Origin of the sequence: Flectobacillus rivi (assembly GCF_030056655.1) — a bacterium.
Classification (GTDB): Bacteria; Bacteroidota; Bacteroidia; order Cytophagales; family Spirosomataceae; genus Flectobacillus; species Flectobacillus rivi.
Genome location: NZ_JASHIE010000006.1, coordinates 1 through 14,906 on the forward strand (window position 1 = coordinate 1; position 14,906 = coordinate 14,906).

General features: G+C 35.2%; 12 protein-coding genes. 5 read left to right on the forward strand and 7 right to left on the reverse strand.

Annotated elements, in window-relative coordinates; genetic code table 11:
* Positions 1–140: 140 nt before the first annotated feature.
* Complete coding sequence (locus tag QM481_RS09610) at positions 141–2,039, reverse strand: tetratricopeptide repeat-containing sensor histidine kinase (protein ID WP_283381582.1); 1,899 nt, start codon at positions 2,037–2,039, stop codon at positions 141–143.
* Positions 2,040–2,195: 156 nt separating this feature from the next.
* Here QM481_RS09610 and QM481_RS09615 point away from each other — a divergent pair, with 156 nt between their 5' ends.
* Positions 2,196–2,420 (forward strand): hypothetical protein, encoded by a 225-nt coding sequence (locus QM481_RS09615; protein ID WP_283381583.1) that lies wholly within the window; start codon positions 2,196–2,198, stop codon positions 2,418–2,420.
* Between the two features lie 158 nt (positions 2,421–2,578).
* Here the strand turns inward: QM481_RS09615 and QM481_RS09620 are convergent, their stop codons facing one another.
* From QM481_RS09620 to QM481_RS09645, 6 genes are all read right to left on the reverse strand, one after another.
* Complete coding sequence (locus QM481_RS09620) at positions 2,579–2,971, reverse strand: hypothetical protein (protein WP_283381584.1); 393 nt, start codon at positions 2,969–2,971, stop codon at positions 2,579–2,581.
* A gap of 250 nt (positions 2,972–3,221) precedes the next feature.
* Complete coding sequence (locus tag QM481_RS09625; RefSeq protein WP_283381585.1) at positions 3,222–3,815, reverse strand: hypothetical protein; 594 nt, start codon at positions 3,813–3,815, stop codon at positions 3,222–3,224.
* Between the two features lie 381 nt (positions 3,816–4,196).
* The gene (locus tag QM481_RS09630; protein WP_283381586.1) at positions 4,197–4,811 is read right to left on the reverse strand and encodes a hypothetical protein; all 615 of its coding nucleotides are present in this window, start codon (positions 4,809–4,811) and stop codon (positions 4,197–4,199) included.
* A gap of 293 nt (positions 4,812–5,104) precedes the next feature.
* The gene (locus tag QM481_RS09635; protein ID WP_283381587.1) at positions 5,105–5,956 is read right to left on the reverse strand and encodes a BT_3987 domain-containing protein; all 852 of its coding nucleotides are present in this window, start codon (positions 5,954–5,956) and stop codon (positions 5,105–5,107) included.
* 24 nt (positions 5,957–5,980) lie between these two features.
* Positions 5,981–7,432, reverse strand: coding sequence for a SusD/RagB family nutrient-binding outer membrane lipoprotein (locus tag QM481_RS09640; protein WP_283381588.1), 1,452 nt, complete (start codon positions 7,430–7,432; stop codon positions 5,981–5,983).
* A gap of 25 nt (positions 7,433–7,457) precedes the next feature.
* Positions 7,458–10,658: a SusC/RagA family TonB-linked outer membrane protein gene (locus QM481_RS09645; protein WP_283381589.1), complete on the reverse strand. Its 3,201-nt coding sequence runs from the start codon at positions 10,656–10,658 to the stop codon at positions 7,458–7,460.
* A 1,016-nt stretch (positions 10,659–11,674) separates the two neighbouring features.
* Between QM481_RS09645 and msrB the strand changes: the two genes are divergently transcribed.
* The 4 genes from msrB to QM481_RS09665 all read left to right on the forward strand — a co-directional run bounded on the left by msrB (position 11,675) and on the right by QM481_RS09665 (position 14,839).
* A complete protein-coding gene (gene msrB / locus QM481_RS09650) occupies positions 11,675–12,169 on the forward strand; it encodes a peptide-methionine (R)-S-oxide reductase MsrB (protein WP_283381590.1) in 495 nt (164 codons plus the stop codon).
* A 286-nt stretch (positions 12,170–12,455) separates the two neighbouring features.
* Positions 12,456–13,553 (forward strand): Gfo/Idh/MocA family protein, encoded by a 1,098-nt coding sequence (locus QM481_RS09655; RefSeq protein ID WP_283381591.1) that lies wholly within the window; start codon positions 12,456–12,458, stop codon positions 13,551–13,553.
* A 60-nt stretch (positions 13,554–13,613) separates the two neighbouring features.
* Complete coding sequence (locus QM481_RS09660) at positions 13,614–14,270, forward strand: hypothetical protein (RefSeq protein WP_283381592.1); 657 nt, start codon at positions 13,614–13,616, stop codon at positions 14,268–14,270.
* Between the two features lie 110 nt (positions 14,271–14,380).
* Positions 14,381–14,839 carry a DUF3299 domain-containing protein gene (locus tag QM481_RS09665; protein WP_283381593.1) on the forward strand — a complete coding sequence of 153 codons (459 nt, stop codon included), beginning with the start codon at positions 14,381–14,383 and terminating at the stop codon, positions 14,837–14,839.
* Positions 14,840–14,906 lie beyond the last annotated feature (67 nt).

Consider the following 14,906-nt stretch of genomic DNA (forward strand, 5'->3'; position numbering starts at 1 on the left):
CACCCTTCTTGGGCTTCGTTCCGCTACGCTACACTCAGCCCAAGAAGGGTTAAATACATAATCAAAACAATCAGATTATGTATATTTTTAAACTGTACTAAAAATGGGAAGCCGACACCATTGTTAATTCAAAATATGAATTAATAACCTATTGTAAAATAGCATGTTATGGATGTGATGTTATTTGTGTCTGATGATATATCTAAAGTGCCATGATTTGCATTCACTCTATTTTGGATATTCTTTAATCCAACACCAGATGATAGAATCTCATGGTCAAAGCCAACTCCATTGTCAGACACAGAAACCTTTAGCTTTTCATTTTCTTTATAAACGTGTATAGATGCCCTGTTAGCTTTTGAGTGTTTGATTATATTATTTACTAATTCTAAGCAAATACTGTAAATTTCAAGTTGAAATCTTTTGTCTTCTGGAATATCTTTTTGTTCTACATTTAATGATAGATGCAGTTTATCTCCTAGATTAATATCATTGACTAGTTTTTCTAAAGCACCTTTTAATCCTTTATTCTCAAGTTCAATGGGCAATAGATTATGTGAAATTAGCCTAATTTCCGAATAGGCAGTTCCCATCATGTCTAGTATTCCATCATATACCTTTTGTTCTTTGTCCGTAAATCTATCTCTATTTAAAATTTGAAGTCTCCACCGCATAGCCGACATCATAGCTCCAAGATTATCATGGAGTTCAACTGCTACTCTTTTCCTTTCTAATGTTTGACCTTCAACTAAAGCAAGTAATATTTCATCATTTTTCTTAATTAATTCAAAATTAGCTTGTTTCAAATCATGTGTTCTATTCTCTACAATTCTTTCTAAATTATGATTTAGTTCCTCCAAATCTTTATTGACATTGACAATTTCTTGTCTTTGTTGTTGAATAAATAGATTCTTTCGCTTTAACTGAATATGGTTCCAGCCTAGAATGCAACCAATAAGAAGTAAGATAATTATGCTTCCAACAGCAATTTTACGTAAGCGTAATTCTTGTGTGTATTCCTGATTGATATTTTTAAGCTTTAATTCGCTTTTTTCGTTTTCGTATTCAAATTTTAAATTTTCAATATCTCTATTATTATTTTGTAGTTTTATTTTTTCTTCAAGAGTTTTATATTTTTCAAAGAAAATGAGAGCCTTATCATAATGTTTAGCAGCTTTAAAATACTTATATGCAATTTCATAAAGATAGGAGGACGAATGATCTGTGCCTCCTTTTTCATTTAATATGATAGCTTCATTCAAATGATTTTGAGCTGTAGAAAACTGTTTTAAATTCTGGTAAATATCTGCTAGACTGGCTAGGGTAAATACTCTATCATAAACAGGATATCCATTTATTGATTCTTCTTGTGATTTTACTTTGGAGAAGGTTTTCAAGGCATTCTGGTATTGATTGAGCTTTTTTTGACAAATACCGATATTGGTTAACGCATACAAACTCAGTCCAGGGAAGTTTAGATTTTTGTTTTTTTCGTAACACAATGAAAAGTATTTAATAGCATTGTAATATTTATTTTCTTCTAATAAAACAATACCCATATAATTGAGATTATTAAGATATTGAAGAGGTTGGTTTATCTTTTGAAAGATACTAATACTTATATCGAGGTAATGTTTTGCTTCTTTGAAGTATTTTAGTTTTGAGTAACTAATTCCCAACATCGAACCGCATTTAGCGACCATTAGTAAATCATTAGTCTTTTCGGCTAACATTAATCCTTTATATAAATATTCGGTGGCTTTCATATATTGCCCTATACTCATATAATTAAAGCCTCTTGAATATAAAACATTTGTATGTCCTTGATGCCACTCTCTGTATTTGCAAATTTGCTCCGCAATGTTTAATAAGCTAAACGAACTGTCTGGATTTGTAACAATTATACTTCTACTAATCTTACAAAGTAATGAAGCTCTTAATGTGTCTGTATCTAAATTTTTCCCTATAGCAGGTAATCCCCTTAGTTTCTTAGTTAGACTATCTAATTCATTATTAGACATTGCAACGGTCGCAATCATCAACATGAAAAGGAATATGAATACTTTCTTGTACGACATAGGAAACAAATTAGTGGTAAACAGGGACTCTATGTTATTATAAAAAGTTTATATTTTGATTAAAATACCCAATATATAGTATTTCTTTTGGTAAAAATAAAGTACAACTTTACACCAATGCAAACAATCAAAACATACACCATCGGTTGGGACGTTATTAATAAAGTTGGATATCTAACCATTTTGGATGAGACTGGCAATGAACACGTCTTTTCTGAGTTATCTCTTGACGAATTAACTTTTCTTCAATCGATGCTTCAAAGTCCAAGTGTATTAATCGACCCACAAAATTGGATTGTCGCAGGATGGCAAATTAATAGTTCTGTAAATATGGGAAAATAGATATCAGTTCGTAATACTTGATAATAAGTAATTTATAGGTGCTGATGTTTTTTTCTAAATTGATGTATGATGAACAGAACAGGATTATGAAGGCAAGACCCTGTTCTGTTAACTATAATCCATGATTATTGATAGCTTCCTAAAACTTTTGTATAAATTTAATAACTCCCTTCGAATAATACCTTCACAACTGTAGCTTTTGCATAGAAATCTTTTGCATTTATAGCAGCCTCTCCGATAGTTTTGCCATCACAAGTATAAATATACGAATCAGTAGAGGCTATCGATGAATTGTAAACTCCTATAAAATACTCTAGTTGAAACTTGTCTTTGGCGTACTCGTGATTATAAACGTATAGTACTACCTGCACAGGTCCACTTTTAGGCTTTTGGAATTCGGATACTACCGTTTTTAACCAAGGTAACTGCTCGATGGCAGAAGCATCATCGTTAAAACATTTATTTTCTGGCAATGCGACTGTCTCCTCAACTGAGCATGAACTTATTGAAAGAATAAAGCCTAAGCTTACTAAGCATAGGAGGTTTTTCATAGAGCATAAGATGTTTTGTGTAAAAAACACAAATATACTTTAATTGTAGGTGTTAGAAGTGAAGCATGTAGGATTTTTCAATTTTAGTAAGAATTACCAACTAGCGAAAGTCAAAGACTTGTAGTTATATTTTGAAGTTTTGGGAATGCTTGGAAATGGAAGTACTGGCTTTGATGCTAGCACTAGCGGGGGGGTAAAATTGTAGATGAACTAGCCCAAGTATTATACACGGACTAGTTCCGTTAAAAATCTATCTGTAATACTGAACGATGTAGGGTTCTTTTGAATTTTTATCTAACAGATTTATTGTTATTCTGGCTTGATAATGATCTATGGACTCCCCTAGTTCTTTCATTTCTACCTCTTGATTGTGAAAGATTTTCTTAATTCTTTTTGGCGCATCATATTCTCTTATGGAATGATTTTGGAGCACTTGACTCAAACAGGTGTCATAGTCATAGTTTTTGGTAGTGAATAGACCCATAAAAGGTGATGTTACCAGAAAGAGAACTTTATCTATATAAAAATACCCAATGATACTCATTTTCCAATGCTTATAATAATTCATTTGTGCCATATTCACTTCTAAAACCTTTAATGTTCTACCATCAGTTTGGTGAATTTGCTTTTCCTCGACTAAAACAATAGTGCTCTTTTCATCTATATATTTTCCTTCACGTTTTAAGTTTCTTGCATCAGTTGTGTTAATGTATATTTTAAGTGCTTTTATGGTAACGGAGTCTTTAATATCTAATAATGGAATCGTACATTGAGCAACTAAGTCGGGAGCAGAGGTAAAAAGTAGCGTGCACAATAGTGCAAGAAATGAAAGGTGTATCTTCATAAGAAAGATTATATTAAAACTAATTTAGAGATGTAACTTGTTTATTAATGTAGAAATTACCTTGTTAAGATATAAAATTTATTCTTTTCTATTTTGTCTTAAATGGCTTTTATTTTTAGAATAAGCTTAAAATACAATTCTTTGACTAATGCTTCTAGCGCAAGTCTTAGACTCGTGCTTTCAATTTCTAAAGTTTTAAAACTTTACTTCAGATAAGTTTAGCTCTTTTACTATCAGGATTGGAATCCTTGGATATGGTAAGTGCTGGCTTCCAAGCCAGCACTAGCGTTTTTACTTTATTCCCGAAATCAGAAATCCCAAATCATCAATAGTTTGAAATTCTTCTTATAGTCCTAAAATCTTATAGTTTACGATTTATACCTAACGTCCATCACTGACGGTCTCCCATTCAAACTGAATATGAAAAGGCTCTTTCTTTTTCTTATCAGCAAAGTCGAGTGTTATTGTTGCTGCATGAAAAGTGGTTCGTTCGCCCAATTCTATCTGTTCTACTTCTTGATTATGAAAAATTTTCTTAATTCTTTTTGGCGAATCATATTCTCTTAAGGAATGATTTTGTAGTACTTTACTCAAACAGTTGTCATAGTCATAATTTTGAGTTGTGAATAAACCGAATTCAGAGGAAGTTACTAAGACGAGAAATTCATCAATATAAAAATATCCTATTATACTCATTTTACGATACTTATAATAATTCATTCTGGCCATATTAACTTTCAAAAGCTTCGTTACAGTTCTATCGGCTTGATGTACGATTTCTTCTTGAAGCAAAATAACCGTAGATTTTGTATCAATGTACTTGCCAGTACCTTTGGAGTTACTCACGTCTGCCTTATCAACGTATCTTCTCAGTGCCTTTATGGTAACTGAGTCTCTAATATCTAATAATGGAATCGTACATTGAGCAACTAAATTGTGAGTAGAAGTAAAAAGTAGCATGCACAATAGTGCAAGAAATGAAAGGTGTGTTTTCATAAGAAAGTTTTATTAAAACTAATTTAGAGATGTAACTTGTTTATTAATGTAGAAATTACCTTGTTAAGATATAAAATTTATTCTTTTCTATTTTGTCTTAAATGGCTTTTATTTTTAGAATAAGCTTAAAATACAATTCTTTGACTTGTGCTTTCCATTAATAAAGTTTTAGACTTGAACTAGGAGAATGTTAGTTTGCCCTTAGTTATCGTTTCAATTCTGATTCAAAAAAAATCGGTACCGAAATATTCAGTACCGATTACAATTTAACCAATAATTATTAATAAAATTCTTTATTGTCTAGTCAATGTCTCCTTCACAATACGAGGAGCTGCTACGTTGTAAGAGTAATTCAAGTAGAATCTCTTCGTAGCTGGGTCGTAGTAGTTTCTAGAATAACTCTGGTCTACGTTTGGAGTTGCGCCAGACGGCTTAATTGTTACAGAATTATCTGTGTTAATGGTCAACAACATATAATATCCAGAACCACCTAAGTCACCTAATTCAGCAATTACCGTGTTGGCATTCACACTTACCAAGTCTTTTACACGGTCGATAGCACGGTCACCAGCAGTTGGGTGTGAGAATACCCCAGCAGCTTTGTAACGGCCATCCCATTGGTTTTTAGCAATGATTTTGAACAAAGCTGAACCCAATCCTGAACGGATTTTGTAAGCACCTGCGTTATCAACTGTAATACCTACTGCATAATCAACTCCAGCAACCTTGGTTGGGTCAATGGTAATTGAAATCATTTTACTGAATTCACCTGGAGCAAAAGTTACCTCAGTTGAAGATAGTTTATAATATGAGGTGGGTAAAACTTGTAATTTGGCCAACTTATTTGTTTCTGCATAAACATTATAGGCTTCTACAGGAGAATTATCTATTTTGACTTTGACTGTTACAGAGCTTTGTAACTCGGCATTTGAATTCACATCTCGGATAATTTCAACCATTTCTGCGGTTTTATCGCCTGCGGAAAGCTCTAAACCAACTGTATTAAGTCTAGTATTGGCGGCAGGGAGTCTCACAAAATTAGAACCTTTCCCTTCTATTAAATCCTTACCTTCTTCGATACAACTAGTCATCGATAAAAGAGAACCTAACACCAAAAAATTAATTATATTGATATATTTTTTCATTGCTTCTAGAATTAAAATGTTCATCTATTTATCCCACCAGATTTTAGCATCTTGCGTATCCCCACCTGTTAGTTTTGATACTGCTGCTTGGTAGTTTGTTTTGTTTAGGTTAGGCTCATTTGAACCATACACAAAACGACGAGGAATTTGCTTACTTGAGTTAGTTGCTTTTGGTGTTGGAGTAAGAGCTGGAACACCTGTTCTACGCCATTCTGACCAACCGTTAGCACCATCAGGGAAGAAAGAAACATAACGCTGCGTACGGACTTTAGTTAAGATGTCATCATTAGTAGTTCCTAATTGAACACCAGCATTTGACATAAATGTATTAAACTTTGATTGGTCAAATACGCCCCATTGTTTCCAAGACATTTCAAGTCCCTTACTGTACATCGTAGCTACATTTTCTGTTGTCCAACCTAAAGCAGCAGCTTCAGCTCTCGCCAAATAAACACTAGCAGCAGTCAAAACAAAAGAAGTAGCACTACCCAGACGGTACGTAGGATTTAGAATTTTAGACCAGTCTGCGTGTGCGTTAGTATAATTAACAGCATCATCACGAGTCAAGCCATAAGGCATAGGAACCACAGTTCCACTTGCATTTGGTTCGCCATAAGCGTTTACACGTGCATCAGAAGTTGCGTAAAGCATATTTACGATCACATCACTAATACCATAATCTTTACGTCCATTGTAAGTATTGTACCAAGGGCTATTGAATGTGCCGCCTGGATAAACCACTTGAGCATTATCTTCGTTTGCGTCAATTATACCTCCATTAGATGCTAAAGCATCCAAAAATTGGGCTTTACCTGTAGTTGGGTCAACTTTTGATAAACGAACTGCCATAATCAAACGCAAAGAGTTCGCAAACTTTTTCCAGCGTGTTAAATTACCGTTATGTACAATGTCCCCAGCTGGTACAGCACCACCGTCAAATTGAGCAACTGCCTCTTTTAATTCTTTAAACAAACCATTATAGATTTCTTGTTGTGTATCGTATTTTGGTTGTGTTTTGAGTTGTAATGCTTCCGAATAAGGCATATCACCCCATTGATCAGTTAGCATCAAAAAACGGTATGCTTTTACAATGCGAGCCAAAGCGATTTGGTTATTGTTTGAACCGTTTAATGCAGCATAAGCTTTGGTAGCAGGATCCGTATTGTTATTGATGATGTTTTGTAAGTCATACAACGAACCAGCATAATTACCATCCCACCCAATTTGAGGAATAGCATAAAGCGATGTTTCTGTGTATTGTGTTTCAGCAAAATATTGGCAATACAAACCATTTCTGATTGACCCATTGTTTGCAGGGCTATCAAAATCCAACAATGCGTTTGTTAGCAAAGCAGAGGTTACTGGGGTTAGGATTGCGTTAGGGTTGTCGTTCATTGTTCCAAAATCCGAACAACTTGCTGCGAAAAGCATTACTGATGCAAAACCCAGCGTTTTTAGTATATTTTTACGTATCATCTTACTCTTCAATTAAAATCGTTTGTTAGAAACCTAATTTGATGTTTACACCTAATGATCTTGTGCCTGGGAACTGACCGTTTTCACCGAAAATTTGAGACATCTCTGATGGGTCAAAATCTCTGTTTTTAGTATAAATCAACCAAGGGTTACGAGCAACAATTGAAACCGTTGCGCTTTGTAACAATTTGCTTCCTTTTACTGGAATTCTATAACCAATACTAACCTCTCTTAATTTGATAAAATCAAGGTCATAAACGTGTTCTTGAGAAAGTTTGTTAGTAGAGAATTGGTGGAAGTAGGTATAAGCATCTACGTATTTATCTACTGCTGCACCATCGGCAGTAACACCTTGTACGTGTACACCACCACCATCAGCGATAGGGTCGCGGATAGGGTTTCCTTTGTCATTTACACCTGCTGTTCTCTCAAACAAACCTGAGAAACCACCCCAGTAATCAGATAGCGAGAAGTATTTACCACCTTTTGAGAATTCGATGTTAGCCGAAAGAACGAAGTCTTTGTATTGGATTTGGTTGAACCAACCACCAGTAAAGTCTGGCAATACACTACCCAAATAAGAGTTTGGAGTTACTACATACATACCATCAGCAGTCAATACTTTCTTACCATCTTTGTATGTGTATGCACCACCACGGATTTGACCCCATGCTTCACCTACTTGGTGAACAACAGTACCTACACCAAATGCATCAGATGTTACAGTAATCGCATCTACACCTTCAGCTAATGCTAATACTTTTGAAGTGTTTTTTGCCCAGTTTACAGTAGTTGTCCAAGTTACATCTTTAGTTTTAACAGGGGTTGCGTTTAATGACACCTCCAAACCATGACGGTTGATTTTACCAGCGTTAATCAATTTAGAAGTAAAACCACTTGTTCCTGAAATAGGTACCGTAATGATTTCATTGATTTTGTCTTCGTTATAGTATGTTACAGACAAACCTAATTTATCCTTCAAGAATTTCAAGTCCAAACCAAATTCATAAGCAGATGACAAAGCTGGTTTGATATTAGCATCTACCAATGTATTGGGAGTTCCCATATATGAACTAGAACCAAATTTAGTACTTGCTAATGTGTAATTAAGAGCTAATGAGTATGGATTTAAGTCAGAGCCGACTTGTGCCCAGCTAGCACGTACTTTACCAAATGACAAAGCAGGAACCGTGTTACGAATCAACTCTCCGAAGACGAATGAAGTACCTACCGAAGGATAAGTGTATGAGTTAGCATCTTTTGGAAGTGCCGAAGAACGGTCATTACGAACAGAACCTTCTAAGAAGATGATGTCTTTGTAACCAAATGAACCTCGTGCATACAAACTGCGAATTTCTTTATCTGAGCGATAAGAACTCAATGCTGGAGTTGAGGATGAGTTACTTAATGTAAAATAGTCTGGAATAACTAAACCGTTTACAGTACCAGCCGACATCGTTCTGTAGCTATCGTGACGAATGTTACCCCCAGCCAAAGCATCGATTGTAAAGTCATAGATGTGCTTGTTGTAAGTCGCCATCAATTCGTAGTTCATCTCATTTGGCGTGTTACCGTTGTTCACAATATTACCATAAGTTTGGTAAGTGTTATAACCTGCTTTCAAACCTGTCTGAGTAGCCGATGTTTGAAGAATGCTTGGGACTTTAGATTCTCCAAAAGTATTACCTTGGTTGAAACGAACAAAACCTGCTACTTTCAAATTATCATTGATTTTGTAAGTCAAATTCACATCACCAAACATACGTCTTCTGTTTTCTGAAATATCTAATTTCTCGAAATACGAGTAGAAGTTATACCAGTAGTTTGCTCCGTAGAAGTTCAATGGAGAAGAAGCATAAGCACCTGGGTTATTGTGGTTCCAGCTTGCTAAAATACCTTCTGGAGAAGTCAAGTCTTTCAATTCTTTTAACTTATTCAAATCCAAATCTCTGTGGAACCAAGAGTTAAATGAACCTGAAGATTGATTAGAATAACCATCATTGAATTGTCCTTTGATTGTGTATTCTGACAAGTTGATGTTGGCTGTTGCAGTCAAATGCTTTCCTAAATCTACTGTAGTTTGTGATGAAATGTTATATTTTACACCACTTGATTTGTACATCAAACCGTTTTGGTTTTGTGCCGTAAATGAAATACGAGTAGAGTAGTTGTCTCCTGCCTTCGAGAAGTTTACGTTAGTGTTAGTAGCAAACTGACCTTGGTAGAAATCACGGATGTTGTTTGGTTGAGCTACCAAAGAAGCTGTTTTACCAGTATATTGTGTACCTGGATACCAAGAATACCACGGGATATACTCTTGACCTACCATACGAGGTCCCCAAGATGCATCATCAGAGTAGTCATGATAAAATTTTCCATTCAATGCTTTCCACTCTTCTGGCATGCCAGCTTCCCAGTTGAATTTAATCATATCTGAAGAAGCACCACCAGCGTAAGAGTTTTGGTAACGAGGTAAAACATAAACTGTTTCGTAGAAAGTACTTTGGTTCAATTCGATACCAACTCCTTTTTTCATCGTACCTTTTTTGGATGCCATGATGATTACACCAGCATCACCACGTTGTCCATAAAGTGCAGTTGCACTTGGACCTTTCAACACTGTTACTGATTCAACGTCATCTAAGTTTACGTCAGATGAACTTACAGGGTTACCGTCAAGGATGTAAAGTGGAGCTTTGTCGCTCAATGAACCCGCACCACGGATACGGATACTAGCATCGCGACCCAATGCTACTGTTGACTGGCTACGTACCTGAATACCAGCTACTTTTCCAGCTAATGCGTTGTTTAAGTTTGTTTGACGAATAGTGTTTAATTGTTCGTCTTTAACACTCTGAGCTGAGTATGCTAAAGATTTTTCCGAACGTTTTGCTCCAAGGGCAGTTACGACAACTTCTTCGATTTGTGAAGTGTTTACTTTTAATGCCACGTTGATTTGTGATTGTCCACCTACTGTAACAGTTTGAGCAGCAAAACCTACGAATGAAAATGTCAAAACAGCGTCTTTTCCTACAGCAATTTTATAGGAACCATCTGCACCCGAAGTTGTACCACGAGGAGTACCTTTTATCGAGATACTAACGCCAGGAAGTGGAGCACCATCTTCAGATGAGGTCACCTTCCCTGTAACTTGCCTATCTTGTGCAAACGCGTTGCCTATCTGTACAAGAAGAAATACAGTAATAAGCAGTAAGAGTTTTCTCATAATGATTATTGTTTAAATTGTTTGGTAAAAAGATTCTTTTAAAGGTGGAAAAGAGATATATTTTAGCTAACTATAAGTATATACGTATTCCAGAAAGGGTGTTCTCAGTTCTGAGCACACACAGTTATAAAGGCATCGTTTCGGACAGAAAGATGAATATGGAAATATCAAAACCTAATTGAGTATCGTATAGACGTACTTTTCAGTGGCAATTGCTACAGAGCAATGCTAAGGTTTTGAATATTTGAGATTGAATAATAAAAGGAAAGCCTCTAAGTGTGAATTCACCCAGAAGTTGTGTTTGAATCTTGATAGTTCTCCTTTAGTTTGGCTGATTTAATGGTAAAGTTTTTCAAGCTAATTAGTCAAGTTATGTCAAATACCATCCTTTTAGAAAGGACAATGTTCAACGGGAATAAATTTAGTTTCGGTTTAAGTTTTAATCGAACACCTAATATTAAAGAAGCGATCTACCAAAAGAAGACTGACAAGAAGGAAATATGTATGTGATTGTTGGTTATGAAAGTTAATTTCTGATTTTTTGAAAATCTTAGAAGAGAAACACTTTCAAATTTTGTCAAGTTGGAATCCTTATTAGTAAATATTTTGCATCCAGTAATATTTAGGAGTAAAAAATTCTGCAAATCGTTTTTTTTAGAAAATTGGTCTGCTTAAAAATGGCTGATCGTAAGCAGATGGATAAATATAATAACTTATTTTAAAACATAATAAAAAAATTTAAAATTATGTTAAAATATGTTAAAATTAGGTAGCATTTGGTCAATTTTGGATGGTAAAATTACTTATCTGTCAGAAAAACAACATAGTTAGTTTGTTTTTAAACCTCGCAGGAAAATTTTCTGCGAATTTCAAATTTTACCATAATTTCAACATTTTTATTTCTTAATTCTATTTGGCAATCTAGACGACTTTTTATCATTTCGAGAAGTTATTAATTGCATTCAAAAACAATTTGTAGGAGTTTTTCGTAATTATTAAAACAAAACTTATCAGATATGAAAACCATATTAGTCATTTTAGGATTTATTTGTGTGTTAGGACTTGTGATAAGTCGCTCCCAGAGAAAAGAAGACGACCCGCTCAAAAACCACAAATTTGCTGTAGTCAAAACTGAGGCTGAATGGCGCAAGATTTTGACACCAGAACAATATAAAGTTACTCGTCAACGAAGTACAGAATTAGCTTGTTCGGGAGCTTACTGGAAAAACCATGAAAAAGGGATTTATAAATGTGTTTGTTGCAAACTCCCTTTATTCGATTCTAAGACAAAATTTGAATCAGGGACAGGCTGGCCTTCTTTTTACAAAGCCATTCATAAGGATGCTATCCTCGAAGTTCCTGATGATAGTTTTGGGATGTCACGCACCGAAATTTTGTGTAGTCGTTGTGGCGCACACCTCGGACACGTATTCGACGATGGCCCAAGACCCACAGGTTTAAGATACTGTCTCAACTCAGTGGCATTGGATTTTGAGAAGGATGCGAAATAAACAATTGAGTGATTTGAGATTGAGTGAATGAGTGATTTTTAAAATTTGTATTCTAGCTGTAGAGACGCAATGATTGCGTCTTAAGGCAAGTCATATCTAGCACGGTAGTATCAAAAAAGCGGTCGGAAAATATTTTCTGACCGCTTTTTTGATGAACACTTGGGGAATAATTCCAATCTTAAATTTCAGGATAAATCATATTTTTATTTTATCAATACATATACTGACAGATAACAATGTTGGGTTGTTACAATAAATTGAGTTTCAAATTTTATCCCAATTAACTATGAAAAAAATACTTTTATCTCTTCTTCTATTGTTGCTTATATCAAGCCATTTGGTGAATGCCAAACCTATCCGTGTTGGGGTAGCTGGCATGACTCACGATCATATCAATCAGGTTTTTGATTATATGGGCAAACAGCAGGATGTAGAAATTGTAGGGTTTGCTGAGCCCAACAAAGCATTAGCTATGCGTTTGCTGAAACGTCACAACCTTCCAGAAACGATGTGGTTTCCTACATTGGAGGCATTAATCCAACAAAAAAATCCCGAGGCTGTTTGTGCTTTCAATTCTATTTACGAGCATTTGTCTGTGGTAGAAACTTGTGCTCCTAAGGGTATCCATGTGATTGTAGAAAAGCCCTTGGCAGTTAATAATCAGCATTTGGCATTAATGAAAGCATTGGTAGAAAAGTACAAAATTCATTTATTGACCAATTTTGAAACTACCTGGTATGCATCTCATGCCAAGGTATGGGAAATGGCTAAGCAGAATAAGAATTTAGGTGAAATCAAAAAGGTGGTTTTTAAGGATGGTCATGGTGGTCCAATCGAAATTGGCTGTTCGAAAGAATTTACCAATTGGCTCACTGATCCTATCCAAAATGGGGGAGGAGCTATTGTAGATTTTGGTTGTTATGGTGCCAATATCATGACTTGGCTAATGGATGGTCAAAAGCCTATTTCAGTAACTGCTGTTACCCAACAAGACAAACCTTCGGTATATCCTAAAGTAGATGATGAGGCCACCATTATTCTAAAATATCCTAATACCCAAGCAGTAATTCAGGCTTCTTGGAACTGGCCATTTGGCGTAAAAGATACCGAAGTTTATGGTACATCAGGTATCGTTATTGCTAATAAAGAACCTAAAATGCGATATGTATTTGGAGAAGCATCCAATGCTGAAAAATGGGTAGATTTGGCGCCACTTTCTTATGAACAATCCAATGTGTTTGCATATTTGGCGGCGGTGGTCAATGGCAAAATTAAACCTGCAAAAGATTTGTCATCTTTTGCAGTCAATAGCGTAGTGGTTGAAATTCTTTCAGCCGCCAAGGAATCAGCGAAAACAGGAAAAACCATCTATTTTTCAAAATAATTTACCTAAATTTCAATTGAAAGAAACCTTTAACTTTGATAATTGTAACTACCACCTTTTATGGATGAATTTGTAACCTTTAAAGAGTTTTCAGACGAAGAACACTTTATTGAATTTACCCAATTCCTTGAGCAGAATAACGTTGAATTTCAAACAGAAATCAGTAATGGCGCAATCGACCCTGTAAGTATGCGTGCTGTACAAAAGCTTTTTTTAGTGAAAATCGAAAAAGAGAATTTTCCCGTTGTACAAAAGCTTCTAGAAAACATTGCTCAAGAAAGTATTGAGGATATTGACCCAGATCATTATCTTTTTCAGTTCTCGGACGAAGAACTGTTTGAAATTTTATCTAAGCCTGATGAGTGGTCTGAATTGGATTATAAACTTGCACAAAAAATTTTACAAGATAGAGGTCATGTGGTTGGGGCTGAATATCTCAAGTATCTGAGAAAGGAAAGATTAGAGATGTTGGCGAAACCTGAGCCTTCGCAAGCTAAATTTATTTGGGCAGGCTATACTTTTGCTATTTTAGGAGGGCTTTTGGGCGTTGCCATGGGTTGGGGTATTTATTTTTCCCAAAAAAGATTGCCTAACGGAAGTGTAGTGTACTCTTATTCTGAAGAAGACCGAAAGCATGGTAAAAGAATCATAACGATTGGATTCACTATGATGTTTTTACTGATTGTATTGAAAGTACTTTCGCATTATGGTGAATAACATCTAAGTACACTCCCTTTTGTTTTTTCCTAATAAAAAAACGACAATATTCTCTCATTCATTCAAGTCCTTGGTATATTTGCAATATTGTTGCAAATATACCAAGGACTATGAAGACACTTATTTTCATCTGCTTTCTCTCAGTATCAGCTTTTTGGGAAAATCCTCTGCAAAAGAAGTCGAAGCAAGATTTCGATGTCCAAAAAATCACATGGAATGACTTAAAGGACGTGCATTTCAAAAAGAAATTTAATATCGACTTAGCGATGTTTTATCTATATCCCAATTTTGGGCCAAAGGTCACCATGCTTAACGGAAGAACCGTTGAAATTAGAGGGTACACGATTCCGATTGATAGTGAAGGAAATTATGTGGTATCGCAGAACCCCAATTCGATGTGTTATTTCTGTGGGAAATCTGGTCCAGAATCTATGATACAGTTAAAATTTAGTGCTAAGCAACGGTACAAGGTTGATGAAATAAGAACCTTTAAGGGTGTTCTGCGATTAAATGCCACTAATGTACAGGAGTTAAATTATATTTTGGAGGATGCTGAGAGGGTAGACTAACTGAGAACTTTATTGAATTTCGGAAATCGGATTTTTGATTTCGGATTACTAAAATAGAACTGTACAA